This window comes from Aliihoeflea sp. (genome assembly GCF_052435475.1).
Lineage (GTDB): Bacteria > Pseudomonadota > Alphaproteobacteria > Rhizobiales > Rhizobiaceae > Aliihoeflea.
The window spans coordinates 148,714-171,974 of the sequence record NZ_JBQVMV010000003.1 but is presented as its reverse complement, the minus strand read 5'-3'; the positions used below and the strand labels follow the sequence as shown (position 1 = coordinate 171,974).

Here is a 23,261-nt window from a genome sequence, read left to right as displayed (position 1 = left end):
GCGATGAAGCTTCCATGTGGGAGAGGGTCGTGCGGACGTTTCCACAAATAGGTGCGTTGCACCACAGCTTTGTTGGAAATGAGTTGCATGGTCCGTTCGCGACCATCACCTTGCGCACCGACCATGGAGAGAACGATGAAAACGAAGGCAATCGTTACCGGACACAGCCGCGGGCTCGGCGAGGCGATCGTTGCCGCACTGCTCGACAAACAGGTCGACGTGCTCGGCCTGTCGCGGCGCGCATCGACGCATCTGGCGCCAAGCGACGGGGCGAAGCTGACGCAGGTCGCGCTCGACCTCGGCGATGTGGGCGCGCTGACCGACCGGTCGCTTTCCGACCGGATCGAAGCGTTCTGCGCCGGGGCCGACCGCGTCATCCTCGTCAACAATGCCGGCATGGTCAAGCCGATCGGCCCGCTTGGGACCGGCGGGGCGGCAGACATCGCCAAAGCGGTGACGCTGAACGTGACCGGCCCGCTGGTTCTGGCCGACCTCTTCCAGGCGGCCGCGGCGCCGGTGAAGGATCGCCGACTTCTGCACATCTCGTCGGGTGCAGGGCGGCGCGGCATGGCGGGCTGGAGCATCTATTGCGCGACCAAGGCCGCCCTCGACAACCATGCCCGCGCGATCAAGGAGGATGCGGTTCCCGGCCTGCGCGTCGCCAGCCTCGCCCCCGGCGTCATCGACACCGACATGCAGGCCGACATTCGCGGCTCCAGCGTCGAGCAGTTCCCGGCCATCGACCAGTTCAAGGCGATGAAGGCTGACGGCGTTCTCGCCTCGCCCGCCGAGGCGGGAGCGAAGATCGCAGCCTATCTGTTGTCGGATGCCTTCGGCGCCGAGACCCTCACCGACCTTCGGACGCTTTGAGCCTCACCTGCGCGCGCTGCCTGTTGCGCGCCGCGACAGCGATCATGATGCCCAGATAGAGGAAGATGCCGCAGATCGTCGTCTCGTGCAGGAACGGATTGTGGAGCGAGCCGTAGGACAGAAGCGCTGCCAGGAAATAGAAGGCGTTTCGCTTCGCAGCCATGTCGCCGACATGCCGATAGACATAGCCGAGCCCGGCGACGAGCAGGCCGGACAGGATGAACAGCCCCGGCAGGCCATGCGTCAGCGCCTCGTCGAGGAACATGTTGTGCGCGTGCTTGAACTCGCGCAGAACCTCGTGCATCGCGGGGGCGTGATGGATGATGTGCGCCATCCGGTCCTCCCCATAGCCTAGAAAGGGCCGCTCCGCGATCGAGACCACCGCGCCCTCCCACAGGGCGAGACGGATGTCGCCCGTCGCGCTGTTCCATTCGACGTCTTGGCCGGTGTAGTGGAGGATGACGGGCGTGAAGACCCGTTCGATCAGATCGTGGACCGGGCCGGCGGACAAGAGGCCCGCGCTTAGAACCACGCCCGCAACTGCTCCCAATATCTGCGACCCACGCGGCTTCGTCCGCAGCCAGACCAGATATTCGACGACCAGGACGAGCGGGACGATCACCAGCAATGCGCGTGTTTCAGAAAAGAAGATCGGAACCGCTCCGATCAGGGCGTAGATGATCGAATTCGGTGCCCAGCGAGGCGGATTCCTGACGGGAAGGACCGCAGCGATCATGCAGATTGCGGCAACCATCGCGAATGGCGCGGGGTTGCCGCCAAGACCGACGCGGCTTTCGCCGAGCAGATGGAAACTCAGTGCGGCGACGGTCGCGGCCACCACGCCCACCCGGCTGCCGACGACGAAGAATCGCAAAGGGTCGCGGACCAGGACGAGCCCGTTGGCGATGAACGCCAGACTGCCGATGAGGAGGGAATAGCTCATCTGCTGGTTGTTCATGAAGGGATCGCCGCGCACGAATACGAGCACAAGCGACCAGACGAGATAGGCAAGGGCGAGACCGGTGAACCAAGGCGCGAGCGCGCGGGCCCGGCGATGATTGATGGCGACCAGATAGATGCCGACCGCCGCGAAGAAGACCGTCACGAAGGGCGTGACGCCATGGCGCAGCGGCATCGCCGCGCCGCCGAGCGCCGTCAGCCAGGAGTCCCAGCGTCTGCGCTGCAGGAAATGTCGCGTGGTCCATTTCATCGCGACGATCCCGTCGCAGCGCCACGCAAGGCGAACGCCATGCGGCGAACGTACTCGGTGCCGCGGAAGACAAGCGTGCCGCCGCGACGGTAGAACGGATATTTGATGAGGCCGCCCTGGCCCACGATCGTGCTCGCCTCGCCGCGCTGCAGACCGATTGCCCGCCGATCGGTCGTGTAGAACCGGATCGCGCCCTTCCAGCCACGCTCCAGCGCGACGTCGAATGGCAGCATCATCGGCAGCAGATTGTCGCGAAGCCGCCGCGCGCCCTCTCGCGTCACGGCGTAGGCCGCCGAACTGCCCGACGGCCCGTGCAGGCAGCGCCCGATCGCCCATCCGTCCTGAAGATGGCGATGGGGGAGGAAGCCGCGATATCGGAAATTGAACAGCTTGACGACATCCCAGCCGGATGTGGCCGCGAGAGTGGTCATCAGTGGCAATGTGTTATCGGTGAAGGCGATGTCGTCTTCGCAGATCAGGCCGATCTCGCATCCATCGGCCAGGAACGCGTCGAGCGCCTTGATGTGGCTGAGATAGCAGCCGAGTTCCCCCGGCACGAGGGTACGGCCGTTGACGCGCTCGAACCGCGCCACGTCGACGCCCGGATGGTTTTCGGCGGAAATCGCGCGGCCTTCGACGGCGGCGACCCGGTTGACGGGAATCGCGTAGACGTCCGCACTCGCCTTCACGGCGGCGAGGCGCGCGGGCGACCGATCGAGGTTGATCACATAGACCTGAAAGGCGTTGGCAGACATCGAACCTGCGAAAATCGGCACTCGGCAAAAACCGATGCGCACGCGTTTCGCGGCGACCGGCAGCGTGCCCTAGCCCCAATATCCCCGGACGTCAAACAGTCGTCGGTCGCGCAGCGCCTTCCAGTTCGCGCTCCAGTCGGTCGAGCACGCGCTGGATTTCGTCGGGGCGGATGCAGTCGCTTTCCATCAAACGGAGCGACCAGAACCCCTCGATCGCCAGAAATGCGATCGTCGACAGTTCGAAATCGGCCGAGCGCTCGCGCAGCCGTTCCATCACCTGCTTTTGATAGCGGCGCACCGGATCGATGAATTCGGGGTTCTCCGCGATCGCCGCCAGCACGCCGGATGCCGGCTCCGGCCGATCGATCATTTCCTGGCGACAGTAGCGCAGATAAGCCAGCGCCATGGCGTTGCGGCCTTTCGGACCGGCTTCGACGCTCTGCGCAAGCGCCGCTTCGGCGCGTTCGATATGCATCTCGACCAGCGCTTCCAGCAATTTGGCCTTGGTCGGGAAATTGTAGAGGAGGCCGCCTTTCGACAGGCCTGCCCTTGCGGCAACGGCGTCGAGCGATATGTTGCCGGGACCTTGTTCGCGAGCCAGCGCCTCCGCCGCCTCGAGGATGCGTTGTCGGGAGCTGGGTCGGCCAACTGGAAGCTTCAATTCGTCACGCGCTGCCTTTGCAGATTAGCAAATGTTGACAATACCGTCCGGACGGTACAGTAATGCGCCGCACAATTGCAAGTCCTCCACGCATCATAGCGCATTTGAGCGCCATCCAGCTTCGTCACGGGCCCACCGATGATCAAACGTTTTCTCATTGCCATCGTCTTCGTCGCAATCGTCGTCGGCGGCATCGTCGGCTTCAACATGTTCCGCGATCAGGCCATCCAGGATTTCTTCGCCAACCGCCAGGCGCCCGCCTTCCCGGTCGATTCGGTCGTTGCCGAGCCAGCCGACTGGCAGCCCGGCATCGAGGCGATCGGTACGGTCTATGCGGCGCGCGGCATCGATCTCGCCGTCGAAGCGACCGGCGTCGTCCGCGAGATCAACTTCCGGGCCAATGACGAGGTCGACGAGGCCATGCTGCTGGTCCAGATCGACGACACGATCGAGCGCGCGGAGATCGCCGCCGCCCAGACGCAGGTCGATGTGAGCACGCAGGCGCTCACGCGTGCGCAGACCCTTTCGGATCGCGGGGTCAGTTCCGCCTCGACCGTGCAGGAGGCCGAGGCTGCCGCCGCGTCCGCCCGCGCACAGATCGAGCGGCTGCAAGCGGTGCTCAGCCAGAAGGCGCTCGAAGCGCCGTTCTCCGGAACGATCGGCCTGCCGCGCGTCGAGGTGGGACAATACATCGCCGCCGGCACGACGGTCGCCACCTTGCAGGCGCTGGATACGCTGCGGGTCGATTTCACCGTTCCCGAACAGCAGCTTGGACGCCTCTCGATCGGCCAGACCGTCAACATCGCGACGGAAGCTGGCGGCGCCGTCTCGTCGGGCACCATTACCGGCATCGAACCGCGAATCGACCCGCAGACGCGGCTCGTCAGCGTGCGCGCCGAAGTCGACAACCAGGAAGGTGCGCTCAATCCCGGCCAGTTCGTGCGGGTTCGCGTGGAAATGCCGGTCGAAAGCGACGTCATCGCCCTGCCGCAAACAGCCGTGACGACCAGCCTCTACGGCGACTTCGTCTATGTCGTGAGTGCGCCGGAAGAGGCGCAGGAGACCGCGGAAGGTGAGGCCGAGCGCTTCGTCGCCCGCCAGGTCTTCGTCCAGACCGGACGGCGCAACGGACAGCTCGTCGAGGTGACCGATGGCGTCAGCGCGGGCGACCGTGTCGTGGTGGCGGGCCAGAACCGCCTGTCGAACGGCGCACCGGTGACGCTCAGCCCATCTGCCGACGCCCCGGATGGCGCAGACGCTTCCGTCGAAGCTGCGGAGAGCGACCAGTGAACATTTCCGAACTCTTCACGCGCCGCCCGGTCCTTTCGACGGTCCTCGGGGCACTCATCCTGCTCCTGGGTTTCCAGGGCCTCTTCAACCTGTCGATCCGGGAATATCCCGAGGTCGAAGAGACGGTCATCACCGTCAACACCGTCTATCCGGGCGCGAGCGCGGAGCTCATCCAGGGCTTCGTCACGGCACCCATCGCGTCAGCGGTCTCGACGACGGAGAATATCGACTATGTGACGTCGGCCAGCCGCCCCTCGTCGAGCACGGTGACGGTCCAGATGCAGCTCGGCGCCGATCCCGACGTGGCGCTGACCGAGGTCATGTCCAAGGTTCAGCAGGTGCGCGGGCAGTTGCCCTCGGACTCCGAAGACCCGGTCATCGTCAAGGGAACGGGCCAGCAATTCGCCATCATGTATCTCGCCTTCCAGAACGAGAACATGACGGCCGAGCAGCTCACCGAGTATCTGGAGCGCGTCATCCGGCCGCGCATGTCGACCATCGAGGGCGTCGCCGAGGTGCAGATCCTCGGTGCGGCGAACTATGCGATGCGCGTGTGGATCGACCCGATCCGGCTCGCCAGCCGCGGCGTGACGGCATCGGAAGTCCTGCAGGCCATCAACGCCTCGAACTTCCTGTCGGCCCCCGGCCAGACCCGCAACGAATATGTCGCCTATTCGATCACGCTCGAATCGACGCTGCAGACGCCCGAGGCCTTCGGCGCCCTGCCACTGCGCTCGGACGGCGACGAGGTCGTGCGGCTGCGCGACGTCGCAAATGTCGAGCTTGCAGCCGAGAACACCGACACGGTCGTCAACTTCAACGGCAATCCGGGCACGTTCATCGGCATCTTCCCGACGCCGTCCGCCAACCCGCTCGACACCGCAGATGCCGTCAACGCGGAACTGCCGGCGATCCAGGCGACGCTGCCGGACGGGATGAACGTCTCGCTCGTCTACAACGCGACCGACACGATCCGGGCCTCCATCGACGAGGTGTTCGTCACCATCGCGGAAGCGGTCGCGATCGTGGTCGTGGTCATCCTTCTGTTCCTGGGATCGTTCCGCTCCGTGCTTATGCCGGTGGCGACGATCCCGCTGTCGCTGATCGGCGTCTGCTTCTTCCTCCTGATGATGGGCTATTCGATCAATCTGCTCTCGCTACTGGCCATGGTGCTCGCCATCGGCCTCGTGGTCGACGACGCGATCATCGTGGTAGAAAACATCCACCGGCATATCGAGGAAGGCCTGTCCCCGATGGCCGCGTCCATCAAGGGCATGCAGGAAATCTCGCTCGCCATCGTTGCCATGACGCTGACGCTCGTCGCCGTCTTCATGCCGCTCGGCTTTACCGGCGGTCTGACCGGGGCGCTTTTCCGAGAGTTCGCCTTCACCCTCGCCGGCGCGGTCGTCATTTCGGGCATCGTCGCGTTGACCATAACGCCGATGATGTCCGCGCGGCTCTTGAAGTCGGGTGGACACAGCCGCTTCCAGATGTTCGTCGACCGCACCTTCGACCGCCTGTCGAACTGGTATGGCCGCATGGTTTCGGGCTCGCTGAACTATCGCCCGGTGACGCTCTTCATCTCGGCTGCGCTGGTGGCCGTGACCGCCTTCATGTTCTTCAACACGTCGAGCGAACTCGCGCCCGAAGAGGATTCGGGAGCGCTTTTCTCGCTCGTCACCGCGCCGCGCTATGCGACGACGCCCTATACCTCCGGCTATGCGGGACAGATCGAGGCCGCGACCACCGACCTCGAGGAAGTGCGCTCGCGCTTTTCCATCGTCGGGCTCGGAGGTCAGACCAATTCGGGCTTCGTGGTCTGGGCTCTGAAAGATTGGGCCGAGCGCGACCGGAGCCAGGCCGAAATCCAGCAGGACATCCAGGCCCGGATCGGCACGGTCGACGGCGTCGAGGCGCTCGTCTTCGCGCCGCCCTCGCTGCCGGGCGCCGGCGGCGGCCTGCCGATTTCGCTCATCGTCCAGTCGACCGGCGATCCGAGCCAGGTCTACGAAGTCGCCGACCAGATCCGCCGCGAGGCGGAAGCGACCGGCCAGTTCATCGTCGTCCAGAACTCGCTCGCCTTCGACGCGCCGCAGGTGACCATCACCATCGACCGCGAACGCGCGGCCGCGCTCAACGTACCCGTCAGCGATGTCGGCACGACGCTCGGCGCTCTGGTCGGCGGCGGGGCCGTGGCGCAGTTCGACCGCGAGTCGAACAGCTACGACGTCATCACCCAGGTGCCGCAGGAATATCGCGACAACCCGGAAAGACTGGGCGAGTTCTTCATCCGCGCGACCACCGGTGAGATGATCCCGCTCTCCTCGGTCGTGACCATCTCGACCAATGCCGCACCGGCCGCGATCGAGCAGTTCAACCAGTTGAACTCGGCCACGATCTCGGCGCTGCCGCTGCCCGGCATCACGACGGGTGCAGGTCTGCAGACCATCACCGAAATCGCGCAGGCGGCGCTGCCGGATTCGTTCTTCATCGAATATTCCGGCCAGTCGCGGCTCGAGGTCCAGCAGGGCAATACGATCCTGGTCGCCTTCTCGCTGGCGATCGTGGTGATCTACCTCCTGCTCGCGGCGCAGTTCGAAAGCTTCCGCGATCCGTTCATCATCCTGATGTCGGTGCCGCTGTCGATCTTCGGCGCGATCCTGCCGCTCAATCTGGGGCTGGGGACGCTGAACATCTATACGCAGGTGGGCCTCATCACGCTTATCGGCATCATCACCAAGCACGGCATCCTCCTGGTCGAGTTCGCCAACCAGAAGCGCGACGAGGGCATGTCGATCCGCGAGGCGATCGTCTATTCGGCGACCGTGCGCCTGCGGCCGATCCTGATGACGACCGCCGCGCTGGCGCTCGCCGTCATTCCGCTGATGATCGCGGCCGGCGCGGGTGCAGCGGCCCGCCAGGCGATGGGTCTCGTGATCTTCTCAGGGCTGCTGATCGGCACCTTCTTCACGCTGTTCGTGGTGCCGATGTTCTATACGTTCATCACGTCGAAGGAGCGTTCCGAGGCAACGCGCAAGCCTGTCGCGAACACGTCGCCGCAGCCGGCGGAATAGCAATTCTGGCTTCCGGCCCCCAGATGAAGGGGCGGCTCGCTATCGCGGGCCGCCCTTGGCACTTTTGGCCCACGGTCTTATGTCGCGCCGATACGAATTGTGTAGCGGCCTCCCCCTTACCTTCGTGAAACCAATCGCGTTTGAATCGGTTTAGCGTCGGCCCGACATGCGTCGGGCGTTCGACAGCGCTTAGACGGATTCTTTTTGAGCATGAACATCCAGACCGATCCGGCCCGCATCCGCGACGCCGCTCCGCTCCTGCCTGCTGCAGTCGATACGCCCATTCGCTTCGCCCCCGGAAAAGACCTGACCCTGCACGCGCTGGGCTACGACCTCGCGGCCGGGCGCTTCGAGGCCGAGTTCGACCTTTTCGAACTGGATCTGCGCCAGCGCGCCAACGAGAACGCCGACACGATCCTCGCGGTCGTGACCTATCTGGGAACCGCCCAGCAGAATGGCGAGCCTGTCACACCCGCTGCAAACTGGCTGCTCGACAACCACTATCTTGTCGAAGACACCATCCTGCAGGTGCGGCGCGACCTGCCGCCGCGCTTCTTCAAAAAGCTGCCCGTGATGACGCTGCCGGACGGGAGACAAGTCCCCCGGGCGCTCGTTCTGGCCTGGACCTATGTAGCGCAATGCGACAGCGCGATCTCCGTCGCCGGGTTCGAAACAATGGTCGCCGCCTTCCAGGACGTCGATCCGCTTTCTATCGGCGAATTGTGGGCGCTGCCGTCGCTGCTTCGCTTCGTGCTGGTGGAGAATCTGCGCCGGTTGGCCGTGCGTGTGAAGCGCGCGCACCAGATGCGCGCCGTGGCCAACAAGGTGGCCGACGAGGCGCTTGCACAGGGCTCCGTGGAAGAGGAACTTCGCGTGCTTGGCACCTACGAGGCCCATGCGCGCGACACGACCTTTGCCACCCAACTTCTGTTCCGCCTGCGCGACGGCACCCAATACGCCGCCAGCGCGCTCGGCTGGCTGGAAACGGAACTCGAGCGCTTCGACCTCGATGCCGAGGAAATCGCGCGGCGCGAGCACTCCACCCTCTCCGCAGGCAACGTCACCACCGGCAACATCATCAAGGGCCTGCGGCTCGTCGACGACACGGACTGGACCGTGTGGTTCGAGGAATTGAGCCATGTCGACCGGACATTGCGCGCGCATACCGACTTCGCCGAACTCGACTTCCAGTCGCGCGACCAGTATCGCCGCGCGATCGAGGAACTGGCCGGCGGGACCGAGCTTTCCGAACGCGACGTGACCGAGCGGGCGATCGCCATGGCCGCAGACCGCGCGGTCGCGATGGGCCAGCAGACCTGTCCCGACATCGGCATCTTCGTCGTCGGCCCGCGCCGCGCCGAATTCGAACATGCGATCGGCTTTTCGCCGAAATGGCCCACCAGATTGCGCAGGTTCTACAAGCGCACGAGCTGGACGGGCATCGTCGTTCCGGCGGCGCTTCTGACCGCGCTCCTGCTCATCGCCGTCGGCTTCACGCTCGAAGGCATCGGCCTGTCGACCTTCGCGGTGACGCTGCTTCTGGCGCTGTTCCTCCTGCCGGCGAGCGAGGCGGCACTTGGCCTTTTCAACACCGTCGCATCGCTGCTCGTCGAGCCGACGCGGCTGATCGGCTACGAATACAAGGACGGCGTGCCCGCCCATGCGCGCACGCTGGTCGCGCTGCCGATCCTGATCGGATCGCGCGACGACGTGGAGGACGCGCTCCACAATCTCGAGGTGCATTATCTCGCCAACATGCAGGGCGAACTCGACTTCGCGATCCTCTCGGACTGGCGCGACAGCCAGTCGGAGCAGACCGTCGAGGACATGGAAATCCTCGAACACGCCCGCAAGCGTGTCGCGGCGCTGAACGCACGCTATCCGCGAGAGGATCGACCGCGTTTTCACGTCCTCCACCGCCGCCGGCTCTACAACGAGGCCGAAGGCGCCTGGATAGGGTGGGAACGCAAGCGCGGCAAGCTGCACGAACTGAATGCGCTCCTGCGCGGCGACCTCGACACGACCTTCATCGCACCGACCACGCCGCTGCCGGCGAACGTGCAATATGTGCTGACGCTCGATGCCGACACGCGTATGACGCGCGACGCGGTCGCCAAGCTCGTCGGCAAGATGTCGCATCCGCTGAACCGACCGGTCATCGACGCCAGGACGGGCCGCATCCTCGCCGGCTACGGCATCCTGCAGCCGCGCGTGACGCCGTCGCTGACTACCGGCAACGAGGCGTCGTTCTTCCAGCGCATCTTTTCGGCCAACCGAGGCATGGACCCCTACGTCTTCGCCGTCTCGGATGTCTATCAGGACCTGTTCGATTCCGGCACCTTCACCGGCAAGGGTCTCTACCACATCGACGCGATGGAGGCCGCGCTCAAGGACCGGATTCCCGAGAACGTCGTCCTCAGCCATGACCTTCTGGAAGGTGCATGGGCGCGCTGCGCGCTCGTGACCGACGTCGAACTGATCGAGGATTACCCGACCCGCTATTCGGTTGACGCCTCGCGCAACCATCGCTGGATCAGGGGCGACTGGCAGCTTCTGCCCTTCATCCTCGATCCGCGCTCGGAAATTCCGGGCCTGTCGCGCTGGAAGATGATCGACAATCTGCGCCGCTCGCTGACGCCGATCTCCTGGGTGCTGGCCTCGATCGCCGGCTGGACGCTGCTGCCCTTCGCCTATGCCGCGCAATGGCAGGCGCTTTTGATCCTGAGCCTCGTCCTCGCGCTGACCTATTCGATCGTCGACGCGCTCATGCCGCGCAATTCAGAGGCGACCTTGCGCAGCCATTTCTCGGCACTGGCGCGCGAATTCGCATTCGCGACCGCGCAGGTCGTGCTCAAGGTCCTGCTCATCGCGCATCAGGCATGGGCGTCGGCGGACGCGATCGTGCGCACGCTCACCCGGGTCTTCTTCACCCGTCGCAAGCTGCTCGAATGGCGGACGGCCTCCGATGCGGCGCGCGGCGGCGAGACGCTGCCGACCTACCACGCCATGATGATCGGCTCGCTCGTGATCGCGCTGGTCGGCTTTTCGATCGCGGTCATCGGCGAGCGAACCGGCGTCATCGTGGCCGGCATCTTCCTGCTTTTCTGGGCCGGCGCTCCAAGCTTCGCCTGGCTGATCAGCCGATCGGCGGAGACGGAGGACCAACTCGTCGTCGATCCGGCCGATGCCGCTAAGCTGCGCACTGCCGCCCGCCGGACCTGGCTCTATTACGAGACCTTCGTCACGGCCGAGCACAATTTTCTGCCGCCGGACAATTTCCAGGAGACCCCCTCCCCGGTCGTCGCACCGCGCACCTCGCCCACGAATATCGGCATCTATCTTCTGTCGATCGTCTCGGCCCGCGACTTCGGCTGGATAAGCTTGGCGGATGCCGTGCGGCAGATGGAAAGCACGATCTCGACGATCGAGCGCATGGAGCGTCACCGCGGACATCTCTACAACTGGTACGACACGCAGACGCTGAAGCCGCTCCTGCCGCTCTACGTCTCGTCGGTCGACAGCGGCAATCTGGCCGGGCACCTCGTCACCGTGGCGGCGACGTGCAACATCTGGGCGCAGGCGCCCGCCGCGCATCTCCAGGGCGACTACACCGGCATCCTCGACTGCGTGACGATCCTCGAGGAAAGCCTCGACGAACTGCCGGACGATCGCCGTCCGCTCCGGCCGCTTCGCCAGCGCCTGCGCGAGCGCGTGGACGGGATGCGCCGCGCGGTCGAAACGATCCGCAGCGAGCCGGAAACCGCCGCGATCCGCACCATCAACCTCGCGGTCCTCGCCGCCGACATCCGCAAGCTGGCGCGATCCATCGACGAGGAAATCGGTTCGCGTGCCAGCGAGACGCTGGCGCTCTGGGCAAACAAACTCGAAGCGACCTGCCAGTCCCACATTGCGGATTCCCACATCGAGGACGCGCATGTGACGGCACTGCGCCGCGACCTGATCGCGTTGCGCGACCGTGCACGTCAGTTCGCCTTCGAGATGGAGTTCTCCTTCCTGATGCGCGCCGACCGCAAGCTGCTCTCCATCGGCTATCGCGTCGACCAACGCCAGCTCGACGAGGCCTGCTACGATCTGCTGGCCTCCGAAGCGAGGCTGACGAGCCTCTTTGCCATCGCCAAGGGCGACCTGCCGACGGACCACTGGATGCGGCTCGGCCGTCCGGTGACGCTCGTCGGCTTTTCCGGCGCGCTCGTCTCCTGGTCCGGCTCGATGTTCGAATATCTGATGCCGCCGCTGGTGATGAAGGAGCCGCTCGGTGGCATCCTCAACCAGACCAACAATCTCATCATCGCCCGCCAGATCCGCTATGCGCGCTCGAAGGGCATTCCGTGGGGTATCTCGGAAAGCGCCTACAATGCGCGAGATCGCGAGATGACCTACCAGTACACGAACTTCGGCGTACCCGGCCTTGGCCTCAAGCGCGGCCTCGCGCAGAACATCGTCATCGCGCCCTATGCGACGCTGCTCGCCGCGCAGTTCAAACCGCGCGAGGCGGTGCTCAACTTGGCCGAACTCGAATCGATCGGCGGACGCGGGCGCTACGGCTACTACGACGCGATCGACTTCACGCCGACGCGCGTGCCGACGGGCGCCGCCTGCGCCGTCGTGCGCAACTACATGGCCCACCATACCGGCATGTCGATCGTCGCGATCGCCAACGTCGTCTTCGAAGGCCGCATGCGCGACCGCTTTCATTCCGACGCGGTGATCGAGGCGGCAGAGCTGCTGCTGCAGGAGAAGGCGCCGCGCGACGTGCCGGCCACCAAGGCGCGCGCGGAAGCGGGCGACCGCACGACGGCGGAAGAGGTAGAGACGAGCTCGGACATCCGCGTCGTCGCCGACCCCGTGCACGCGCTGCCTGCCACGAGCCTGATGTCGAACGGCTATTACAGCGTCATGCTCACTGCCAAGGGCACCGGCTACAGCCGCTGCGGCGACATCGCGGTCACGCGCTGGTCGGGCGATCCGGTCGAGGACCGCTCCGGCACTTTCATCTTCGTCTCGGACCCGGCGACGGGCGCATGGTGGTCGGCGACCGGCGACCCGAAGGCCGCGGAGAACGAGCGGACCGAGGCGATCTTCAGCGACGACAAGGCGACGTTCATGAAGCGCGTCGGCCCGATCACGACCAAGGTCGAGGCGATCGTCACCTCCGAAGCGAATGGCGAGGCGCGGCGGATCACCATCTCCAACAATGGCGACGTCGACCAGCATCTCGAGATCACCTCCTATGGCGAACTGGCGCTGGCGCCGGAAGCTAGCGACCAGGCGCATCCGGCCTTCTCCAAGATGTTCGTCAAGACGACCATCGCCAACGAAGGCAGCCTGATCCTTGCGCGGCGCAACAAGCGCGCGCCGGGCGAGGCGGACGTCGCCTTCGCGCATTTCGTCACCGCCGGCGCCGGCATCTCGCGCGAGGCGCGCGCCCAGACCGACCGGCGCGAATTCCTCGGGCGCGGCCGCTCAATCGTCGACCCCGCCGCCTTCGACCGCAATGCGGCGTTCGAGGGCAAAGACGGGTTCACCCTCGACCCGATCCTGTCGATCCGCTGCAAGGTGCGCGTGCCGGCTGGCAAGGAAGTCTCGCTGACCTTCTGGACCGTCGTGACGGCGACGGAGGACGATGCGCGCGCCGCCGCGACCCGCTTCGACAATCCCGAATCCTTCGAACGGCAGGCGATGCTCGCCTGGACGCGCTCGCAGGTGCAGACCCGCCATGTCGGTCTCTCGCTTGCCGACGCCGCCGGCGTCCAGAAGCTCGCGCGCTACCTCCTCTATCCCGACCCGGCGCTGCGTGCGCCGTCGGAATCGATCATCGAGGGTCTTGGCTCGCAATCCGCGCTCTGGCCGACCAGCATCTCCGGGGATTTTCCCATCTTCGCGCTGCGCATCGCCGACGTTGCAGATCTCGAAATCGTCGCCTCCGCGCTGCGGATGCAGGAATATCTGCGCACGCACGGCCTCGTCGCCGACCTCGTCATCGTCAACGAGCAGGCCTCGTCCTACGTGCAGGATCTGCAGCAGGCGATCGAGCAGTTGTGCGACAACAGCCGCATGCGCGGCCGCGAGCTCGGACCGCGCCAGCACATCTTCGCCGTGCGCCGCGACCTGATGGACGACCGCACCTACAAGACGCTGCTCGCTGTGGCGCGCGTCGTTCTGCATACGCGCAACGGCACGATCTTCGACCAGATCGACCGCGCCGAGGCGATCGCGCACCAGGAACTCGGCCAGCGCCGGGCGCTGGCGCCCGCGCAAACGGCGAAGCCGATCGCGCGGCTGGCGCCGGTGGCCGCAGCCGACGGAAGCGGCCTTGCGATGTGGAACGGCTATGGCGGTTTCGCCGATGACGGGCGCACCTATGTCGTGCGGCTCGACGGGCGCAGCCACACGCCGCAGCCCTGGATCAACGTGATCGCCAACGAGAATTTCGGGTTCCACGTTTCGGCCGAAGGCGCCGCCTTCACCTGGAGCCGCAACAGCCGCGATTTCCAGATCACGCCGTGGACGAACGATCCGGTGACGAACCGACCGGGTGAAGGCCTCTATATCGTCGACCGGGATACGAACGAGGCGTTCTCGCCGATCGCCGCCGTTCTGCGCGACCCCTCGCTGATCTACGAAGCCCGGCATGGGCAGGGTTCCTCGACCTTTTCGGTCGAGCGCAGCCGGGTTGCGGCCGAGCTGACGCACATCGTCGATCCGTCCGATCCGGTCCGCATCTCGCGGCTCAGGCTTTCCAACACTGGCGACACGCCGAAGCGCCTGCGCGTCTATGCTTATGTCGAATGGGTGATGGGCGTGAACCGCACCCGCAGCAGCGCGACCACGGTGCCGGGGCATGACGCGACGGCCGACATGGTGACAGCGACGAACCCTTATCATCTCGACTATGGCGACCGCGTCGCGTTTCTCGCCGGTGACCGGGCGGTCCAGTCCTTCACCTGCGACCGGGCCGAGTTCCTCGGCCTGCGCGGCTCGTCGGAGCGGCCGGCGGCAGTCGTATCGGCTGCCTCCCTGTCCCGGACGGCGGAGGCCGGACGCGACATCTGCGGCGCCGTCGCCTTCGACATCGACATCGGCGCGGGCGCCGAGGAGACGCTGACGCTCTATCTGGGCGATGCGGGCTCGCTCGCCGAGGCGCGCAATCTCGTCCAGCATCACCGCCAGCAATCCTTCGACGAGCGCCTTCGACGCAACGGTGAAAGCTGGCGGGATTTCGCCGATGCGCTGCAGGTGGAGACACCCGATCCAGCCTTCGATGCGCTGGTCAATACGTGGCTGCCCTACCAGGCCTTCGCCTGCCGCATCCGCGCCCGCGCGGCCTTCTACCAGGCAAGCGGCGCCTATGGCTTCCGCGACCAGTTGCAGGACACGCTGGCGCTTCTCCTTCACGACCCGTCGCTCGCCCGCGCGCAAATCCTGAATGCTGCCGGACGCCAGTTCCGCGAAGGCGACGTGCAGCACTGGTGGCTGCCGCGCTCGGGCGCCGGCGTTCGCACCATGATCTCGGATGACGTGGTTTGGCTGGCGCATGGCACGCATCGCTATGTGACCGTCACCGGCGATGCGGCCGTTCTCGACGAAACTCTGCCCTTCCTCGAAGGCGAGATGTTGCAGGAAGGCCAGCACGATGCCTTCTTCACACCGCAGCCCTCGAAGGACAGCGCGTCGCTCTACGAACATTGTGCGCGCGCGCTCGACCTTGCCGTCAGGCGCACCGGGCCGCATGGCCTGCCGCTGATCCTCGGCGGTGACTGGAACGACGGCATGAACCGGGTGGGCGAAGCGGGCCGCGGCGAGAGCGTCTGGCTCGGCTGGTTCCTGGCAGCCACGCTGCGCGACTTCGCGGCGATTGCGGACGAACGCGGCGACGCCAAGCGCGCCGAGGCATGGCGCCGCCATCTCGACCAGCTCAAGATCGCGATCGAGGATGCCGGATGGGACGGCGAATGGTATCGCCGCGGCTATTACGACGATGGCTCGCCGCTCGGCTCCAGCCAGTCCGACGAATGCCGGATCGATTCGCTGGCGCAGTCCTGGGCGGTGCTATCGGGCTTCGGCCCGAAGGACCGCGCGAGCCAGGCGATGACGAGCGCGCAGGACTGGCTTCTCGACGAAGAGCACGATCTGATCCGTCTTTTCACCCCTCCCTTCGAGAACACGCCGAAGGAGCCGGGCTATATCAAGGGCTATCCGCCGGGCGTGCGCGAGAATGGTGGGCAGTACACACATGCCGCCACGTGGTTCGTCCTTGCCCTTGCGGCACTCGGTCGCAGCGACGACGCCTACCACGCCTTTTCCGTGATCAACCCGGTCAACCATTCGCGTGATCGGGCGGCAGCCGACGCCTATCGCGTCGAACCCTACGTCGTCGCCGCGGACGTCTATTCGGAAGCGGACCGCGCCGGACGGGGTGGCTGGACGTGGTATACCGGGTCGGCAGGGTGGCTCTATCGGGCCGCGGTTGAAGGAATTCTCGGCATCGAGCGGAGCGGCGACACGATCTCCATCGATCCGCGCCTTCCCTCCAACTGGCCGGGATTCCACGCGAAAATGCGTTTCGGCCAGGCCGAGTATCGAATTTCGATCGTGCGCGGTACGGCGAAATCGATTGTTCTTGACGGAACGCAGGTGCAGCAAATAAAGCTTGCCGATCAAGGCCATCACGAGGTCGTCGTTACCGTCGCAAACGGTGAATTGGGCTAGTCATCACGCGCCGCATTGGTACCGCATTTGCGGCGCACGCTCCCAATTGATCAAACATTTCCGATTGTTAAAGCATCACGGAAAGTAACGACCGTTCGCTCTTCTTGTAGCGAAATTCGAAACCCGTCCCCCACATACCCGATTGTCCAAGTCCGCAACCTGACGTAGCGTCATTTATGTTGCGGCGCACAATGAACGCTGAAAGGCCTGATGCCGTGTCCCTAGTGGAAGTGTACTGGAGAGCGCTGACCTATCTTGCCGTTGCCCGCGGCAAGGTCGCGATCATCTGCGGCTCCAACGTCCTGCTCGCGATCGTCGCCATTGCCGAGCCGATCCTCTTCGGCCGCATCATCGACTCGATCTCGGAAAAGACGGACGTGACGCCGGCGCTGGCCATGTGGGCGGGTCTTGGCGTGTTCAACATCATCGCCTTCGTGCTCGTCTCGCGCGGCGCCGACCGGCTCGCGCACGCCGTGCGCGGCGACGTCCTTGCGCGTTCCTACGAAAACGTCATCACCATGCCGCTCGCCTGGCATTCCAAGCGCGGCACGTCCAACTCGCTGCATACGCTGCTGCGCGCAGTCGAGGCGCTTTTCAGCCTGTGGCTGGAATTCATGCGCCAGCATCTGTCGACGGCCGTCGCCCTCGTGCTTCTCGTGCCGACCGCGATCTCGCTCGATTTGCGCATGTCGATGGTGCTGTTCACGCTCGGCACGACTTACGTCATCATCAGCCGCCTCGTCATGAAGAAGACCAAGGAAGGACAGGCCGAGGTCGAGCAGCACTATCACAAGGTCTTCGCCCATGTGAGCGATTCGGTCTCCAACGTGTCGGTGCTACAGAGCTATGGCCGCATCCAGCAGGAGACGCAGGCGCTCAAGGAGCATATCGGCCGTCTGATCGGCGCCCAGTATCCGGTCCTCGACTGGTGGGCGCTGGCCAGCGCGCTGCAGCGCCTGTCCTCGACCATCTCGATGATGGTCGTGCTCATCATCGGCGCGCTGCTGGTCTCGCGCGGTGAACTGCGCATCGGCGACGTCGTCGCCTTCACCGGCTTCGCCACGCTGCTGATCAGTCGCCTCGACCAGGTGACGGGTTTCGTCAACCAGGTGTTCGAGGCGCGCGCCAAGCTCGAAGCGTTCTACGAGATCGAGGATTCGGTTGAGGAGCGCGCCGAGGCCTATGACGCCAAGGTTCTCGACCGGGTCGACGGCAACATCGTCTTCGATAACGTCAATTTCCGCTTTCCCGGCACGAGCGAAGGCGTGAGCGACATCTCGTTCTCCGTCGGTGCCGGCCAGACGGTCGCGATCGTCGGCCCGACAGGCGCCGGCAAGACGACGCTGATCAACCTCCTCCAGCGCGTCTATGACCCGCATTCGGGCGCTATCTACGTCGATGGCGTGGACACGCGCACGGTCACGCGCAATTCGCTGCGTCACCAGATGGCGACGGTGTTCCAGGATGCGGGCCTGCTCAACCGCTCGATCGAGGACAATATCCGTCTCGGACGCGACTCGGCGCTCAACGACGACGTGCATCACGCCGCGCGCGCCGCCGCCGCCGAAGAGTTCATCCTCGGCAAGTCCGGCGGCTACGACACGCTGGTCGGCGAACGCGGCGGGCAGTTGTCCGGCGGCGAGCGCCAGCGCATCGCGATCGCCCGCGCCATCCTCAAGGACGCGCCGATCCTCGTCCTCGACGAGGCGACGAGCGCGCTCGACGTCGAGACCGAGGAGCAGGTCAAGCAGGCCATCGACCGGCTGCGCGAAAACCGCACCACCTTCGTCATCGCCCACCGCCTGTCGACGGTTCGCGACGCCGACATGGTGATCTTCATGGATCGCGGCCGCATCGTCGAAATGGGCGGCTTTGCCGAACTCGCGCAGAGCAACGGCCGCTTCGCCGGTCTCCTGCGCGCAGGCGGGCTCTTGAACGACGAAGAAGTGCGTCGCTCCTTCCGCCTGGCGCCGGCCATCGAAGCGGCCTGATTCCAGCAACCATGAGGAATGCGAGGCCGCCATCCCGGCGGCCTCTTCCATTTCAGCGTCTGCTGAAACGAAGTTTAGCGAAACGTGATCCTCCGCGCGGATCGGATTCGGTACCTAACGCGTTGACGACATGCTTCGAGCGCTGCCTCAATTCCGTCGGGCGATGCTGTCAGAGCGGTGTCTTCACCTCAGGAAGGGACGCTTGGCCTGCGAAGCGGCATGAACCCGTTTCGCACCGTTGGAATGATTTGCATGATAAACGCCAAGCCCCCCGTTCGAGACACACGGATCGACGTCATCCGCGCCATCGCGCTCCTGTCGATCTTCATCAACCACGTCCCGGGCAATCCGATCGAGGTGATCACGCACAAGAACTTCGGCTTCTCCGACGCCGCGGAGGCCTTCGTGCTGATTTCAGGTGTCTCGGCGGCGTTGGCCTACGGGCTGAAATTCGAGGCGGACAATCGGCTGATCACGACGCTCAAGACATGGCGGCGCGCTGGGGTGCTCTACATCGCACAGCTCGGCACCACGATGGCGACGCTCGGGATCTTCTCGTTCTTCGCGCTCTATTTCGGCGCGCCGCATCTGCTTGCCAAGATCAATATCGAGCCGGTCGTCACCGACACGGCGGCGTCGCTGATCGGCATCGTCACGCTCGGCCATCAACTCGGCTACAACAACATCCTTTCGATGTACGGCATCGTGCTGTTGCTCCTGCCGCTGTTCCTGCTGATCGGAACGCTGAGCATCGGCTGGATGGTGGTCGCGTCTGGCCTGTTGTGGATGGTCGCAGGCCTGCTGCCGATCGCGCCGCCGCAATTTCCCAATGGCGGCTACTGGTTCCTGAACCCGTTCTCTTGGCAATTCCTGTTCGTCATCGGCATGGCCGTCATGATGCACGTCAAACGCGGCGGCTCGCTGCCGGTCAATCGCTGGCTGGTTGGCGCGGCGACGCTCTACCTCGTCACCGCGCTGCTATGGGTCCGTGTCCCGCTGTGGGGTATCGACGTCTCGATGGGCCTGCCGAAGATCTTCACCGGCTTCGACAAGACGTTCCTCTCCTTGCCGCGAATGCTGCACGTGCTTGCCGCCGGCTACCTGCTCTGTGCACTGCCGCAGCTTTCAAACCTCTTCCGCACGAGCTTCGACAATCCGCTGGCGGTGCTCGGACGCCACGCGCTGCCGGTGTTCGTCGTCGGCACCATCCTGTCGATGGGCGCGCAGGCCTGGCGCGGCGTCTTTGCCCCGACCGTGTTGTCCGACATCGTCATCGTGACGGCCGGTATCGCGCTTCAGTTCGCGCTTGCCTATTACATCGAATGGTATCGCCGCCTGCTGAAGAGCGCGCAGGCCGCACGCGAACCCAAGCGCGTCGTCCTGCACGGCCGCGACTTGGCAGCGGTCCCGGTGCGCAGCGGCCAGTCGCAGCACCGATAGGCGCCTGCCCCGGAAACGAAAAAGGCCCCGGCAGCGATGCCGGGGCTTTTTCGATTGGAGACATTCGCGGCGGTTACAGCGGCTTCTTGATCAGCTTGGACAGGACACCGACGATGCCCTCGCGGAACAGCAGCACGCCGAGGACGAAAATGATGCCCTGGACGATGGTGACCCAGGCGCCCCATGTCGCCAGATAGTTTTGCATGGTCACGATAACCGCCGCTCCGACGATCGGGCCGAACACCGTGCCCATTCCGCCGAGCAGCGTCATCAGCACGACTTCGCCCGACATCGACCAGTGAACGTCCGTCAGCGAGGCGAGTTGGAAGACGAATGCCTTCGTCGCCCCGGCAAGGCCGGCCAGCGTCGCCGAAAGGACGAACACGGTCAGCTTGTAGCGGTTGACGCGGTAACCGAGCGAAATCGCGCGCGGCTCGTTCTCTCGGATCGCCTTCAGCACCTGGCCGAACGGCGAGTGGATGATTCGGTAGATGATCAGGATGCCGATGAAGAAGATCGCCAGCACCATCCAGTAGACCGCGAAATGGCTCTGCAGGCTGATGATGCCGAACAGATTGCCGCGCGGCACGCCCTGGATGCCGTCCTCGCCGCCGGTGAACGGGGCCTGCAGCGCGAAGAAATACACCATCTGCGCGAAGGCCAGCGTTACCATGGCGAAATAGATGCCCTGGCGGCGAATGGCGAGCGAGCCGAAGGCAAGCCCGAGGAGCGCCGCGGTCGCGGTGCCTGCCAGGATCGACAGTTCCGGCGACAGCCCCCACACCTTGGCGGCATGGGCGGAGATGTAGCTGGCGGAGCCGAAATAGGCGGCATGGCCGAAGGACAGCAGCCCGCCGAAGCCGAGCAGAAGATTGAAGGCGCACGCGAAGAGCGCGAAGCACAGAACCTTCATGACGAAGACGGGATAGAGCATGAAGGGGGCGACGATGCCGGCCGCCAGCAGCATGGCGAAAATAGCCATGTGGTGGGTCGGCATGCCCATGGTCTTCTTGCGGATGCGCGGCTCGGCAACCGCCGAGGTCGGTTCCGTATCGGTCACTGAAACCATCAGGCGGTCCTCCCGAACAGGCCGGCGGGCTTGATCATGAGCACGATGGCCATGATGACGAAGATGACGACGGCGGAGCCTTCTGGATAAAAGACGCGGGTCAGCCCCTCGACGAGGCCGAGGCCGAAGCCGGTCAGGACCGAGCCGAGGATCGAGCCCATCCCGCCGATGACGACCACGGCGAAGACGACGATGATCAGGTCCGCACCCATGTTCGGATTGACCGAATAGATCGGCGCGGCGAGGACACCCGCAAAGCCGGCAAGCGCCACGCCGAAGCCGTAGGTCAGCGTGATCATCAAGGGCACGTTGATGCCGAAGGCACCGACCAGCGTCGGGTTCTCGGTGGCGGCGCGCAGATAGGCGCCGAGCCGCGTCTTCTCGATGACGAACCAGGTGCCGAGGCACACGGCGAGCGAGGCGATGACGACCCAGCCGCGATAGTTCGGCAGGAACATGAAGCCGAGATTCTGGCCGCCGGCCAGTTCCGCCGGAATGCCGTAGGGCAGACCCGAGATGCCGTATTCGTTGCGCAGAAGGCCCTGCATGATCAGCGCCAGACCGAAGGTCAGGAGCAGGCCGTAGAGATGGTCGAGGTGATAGAGCCTCGATATCAGAAGCCGCTCGATGATGATGCCGGTCGCGCCGACGATGATCGGAACGAGAAGCAGCGCCCACCAGTAGCCGATGCCCAGATAGTTGAGCAGCATCCAGGCCACGAAGGCGCCGAGCATGTACTGCGCGCCGTGGGTGAAATTGATGATGTTGAGCAGGCCGAAAATGATGGCGAGGCCAAGGGACAGCATCGCGTAGAACGAGCCGTTGATCAGGCCCAGCAGCAACTGGCCGAAGAGAGCTTGCGGCGGAATGCCTAGGAGCTCGAACATGTGCGCATCCCGTGGTCGAGAAATACTGGAGATGAAATGCGGCGCGGCTCAAAGGCCGCGCCGCACCGGATGACAATTACTGGACGAGCGAGCAGCCGCCGTCCTCGAGCGGACGGAACGCCTGTGCCGCCGGGGTCGTCGAGACGGTCTCGTAGTAGTCCCACGGGCCTTCCGACTCGTCCGGCGACTTGACGCGGAACAGGTAGGAATCGTGGATCTTGCGACCGTCGGCGCGGATTTCACCCTGGCCGAAAAGCGGATCGTCGGTCGGCAGTTCCTTCATCTTGGCGACGACATCCTGCGCGCCCTTGTCGCCGACAGCTTCGACGGCCTTCAGATAGTGCAGGATGCTGGCATAGACGCCCGCCTGAACCATTGAGGGCTTCTTGCCGTTCTCTTCCTCGAAGCGAGCCGACCATTCGCGGGTCTGGTCGTTGAGGTCCCAGTAGAAGCTCTCGGTGAGCAGGAGGCCCTGCGCGACGTCGAGGCCGAGCGCATGGATGTCATTGATGAAGACGAGCAGGCCGGCAAGCGACTGGCCGCCCTGGGTGATGCCGAACTCGGAAGCCTGCTTGATCGAGTTGATCGTGTCGCCGCCGGCATTGGCAAGGCCGATGACCTTGGCGCCCGACGACTGTGCCTGGAGCAGGAAGGACGAGAAGTCCGTGCCCGGGAACGGCGTGCGAACCGTGCCGACGATCGTGCCGCCGGCGCCTTCCACGACGGCCGAGGTATCGCGTTCGAGCGCATGGCCAAAGGCGTAGTCGGCGGTCACGAAGAACCAGGAATCGCCACCGTTCTCGACGACGGCGCGGCCCGTTCCATTGGCGAGCTGCCAGGTGTCATAGGTCCAGTGGATGGTGTTCGGCGAGCAGGCCGAACCGGTCAGGTCCGACGAGGCGGCGCCCGAATTCAGGAACACCTTGTCGGATTCGCGCGTGATGTCGTTGACGGCGAGCGCGACCGAGGAGGTCGGGACGTCGACGATCACGTCGACATTTTCCTGATCGTACCACTGGCGGGCGATCGTCGAGCCCACGTCCGGCTTGTTCTGGTGATCGGCCGAGACGATCTCGACATTGATCCCCTTGCTTTCGGCGTCGAAGTCCTCGACCGCCATGCGGGCGGCCACGACAGAGCCTTCGCCAGCGATGTCGGCATAGATGCCCGAACGGTCGTTCATGACGCCGATCTTGATGTCGACGGCATAGGCCGGCGCGGCGAAGACCGCGGCAGCGATCGATCCGAGAAGAATCGTCTTCAGTTTCATGTCCTCACTCCTCC

General features: G+C 64.9%; 12 protein-coding genes. 6 read left to right on the top strand and 6 right to left on the bottom strand.

The genetic code is table 11. The annotated features are described in order from the left end of the window. Nucleotides 1–135 precede the first annotated feature (135 nt). Entirely contained in the window at nucleotides 136–870 is a 735-nt protein-coding gene (locus ACT6QU_RS06360) for an SDR family oxidoreductase (RefSeq protein ID WP_444563360.1), read from the top strand. Here the strand turns inward: ACT6QU_RS06360 and ACT6QU_RS06355 are convergent. The 3 genes from ACT6QU_RS06355 to ACT6QU_RS06345 form a co-directional block, all read right to left on the bottom strand. After that, nucleotides 848–2,080 (bottom strand): O-antigen ligase family protein, encoded by a 1,233-nt coding sequence (locus ACT6QU_RS06355; RefSeq protein ID WP_444563361.1) that lies wholly within the window; start codon nucleotides 2,078–2,080, stop codon nucleotides 848–850. The genes ACT6QU_RS06360 and ACT6QU_RS06355 overlap by 23 nt on opposite strands. Next, a complete protein-coding gene (locus ACT6QU_RS06350) occupies nucleotides 2,077–2,835 on the bottom strand; it encodes a glycosyltransferase family 25 protein (protein ID WP_444563362.1) in 759 nt (252 codons plus the stop codon). The genes ACT6QU_RS06355 and ACT6QU_RS06350 overlap by 4 nt, the downstream gene beginning before the upstream one ends. A gap of 91 nt (nucleotides 2,836–2,926) precedes the next feature. Beyond that, a complete protein-coding gene (locus ACT6QU_RS06345; protein WP_444563363.1) occupies nucleotides 2,927–3,496 on the bottom strand; it encodes a TetR/AcrR family transcriptional regulator in 570 nt (189 codons plus the stop codon). 138 nt (nucleotides 3,497–3,634) lie between these two features. Here ACT6QU_RS06345 and ACT6QU_RS06340 point away from each other — a divergent pair, with 138 nt between their 5' ends. The 5 genes from ACT6QU_RS06340 to ACT6QU_RS06320 all read left to right on the top strand — a co-directional run bounded on the left by ACT6QU_RS06340 (nucleotide 3,635) and on the right by ACT6QU_RS06320 (nucleotide 20,021). Further along, complete coding sequence (locus ACT6QU_RS06340; RefSeq protein ID WP_444563364.1) at nucleotides 3,635–4,786, top strand: efflux RND transporter periplasmic adaptor subunit; 1,152 nt, start codon at nucleotides 3,635–3,637, stop codon at nucleotides 4,784–4,786. Next, complete coding sequence (locus ACT6QU_RS06335; RefSeq protein WP_444563365.1) at nucleotides 4,783–7,860, top strand: efflux RND transporter permease subunit; 3,078 nt, start codon at nucleotides 4,783–4,785, stop codon at nucleotides 7,858–7,860. Before ACT6QU_RS06340 ends, ACT6QU_RS06335 begins: the two co-directional genes overlap by 4 nt. Before the next feature lie 210 nt (nucleotides 7,861–8,070). Further along, a complete protein-coding gene (locus ACT6QU_RS06330) occupies nucleotides 8,071–16,590 on the top strand; it encodes a GH36-type glycosyl hydrolase domain-containing protein (RefSeq protein ID WP_444563366.1) in 8,520 nt (2,839 codons plus the stop codon). A 215-nt stretch (nucleotides 16,591–16,805) separates the two neighbouring features. Next, entirely contained in the window at nucleotides 16,806–18,581 is a 1,776-nt protein-coding gene (locus tag ACT6QU_RS06325) for a glucan ABC transporter ATP-binding protein/ permease (RefSeq protein ID WP_024586641.1), read from the top strand. A gap of 252 nt (nucleotides 18,582–18,833) precedes the next feature. Next, nucleotides 18,834–20,021: an OpgC family protein gene (locus ACT6QU_RS06320; RefSeq protein ID WP_444563367.1), complete on the top strand. Its 1,188-nt coding sequence runs from the start codon at nucleotides 18,834–18,836 to the stop codon at nucleotides 20,019–20,021. A gap of 73 nt (nucleotides 20,022–20,094) precedes the next feature. Here ACT6QU_RS06320 and ACT6QU_RS06315 read toward each other — a convergent pair whose 3' ends face one another. The 3 genes from ACT6QU_RS06315 to ACT6QU_RS06305 form a co-directional block, all read right to left on the bottom strand. Beyond that, nucleotides 20,095–21,024, bottom strand: coding sequence for a branched-chain amino acid ABC transporter permease (locus ACT6QU_RS06315; RefSeq protein ID WP_444563433.1), 930 nt, complete (start codon nucleotides 21,022–21,024; stop codon nucleotides 20,095–20,097). 65 nt (nucleotides 21,025–21,089) lie between these two features. Continuing rightward, a complete protein-coding gene (locus tag ACT6QU_RS06310; protein WP_024586644.1) occupies nucleotides 21,090–21,977 on the bottom strand; it encodes a branched-chain amino acid ABC transporter permease in 888 nt (295 codons plus the stop codon). A 76-nt stretch (nucleotides 21,978–22,053) separates the two neighbouring features. Further along, nucleotides 22,054–23,247 carry an ABC transporter substrate-binding protein gene (locus ACT6QU_RS06305; RefSeq protein WP_024586645.1) on the bottom strand — a complete coding sequence of 398 codons (1,194 nt, stop codon included), beginning with the start codon at nucleotides 23,245–23,247 and terminating at the stop codon, nucleotides 22,054–22,056. Nucleotides 23,248–23,261 lie beyond the last annotated feature (14 nt).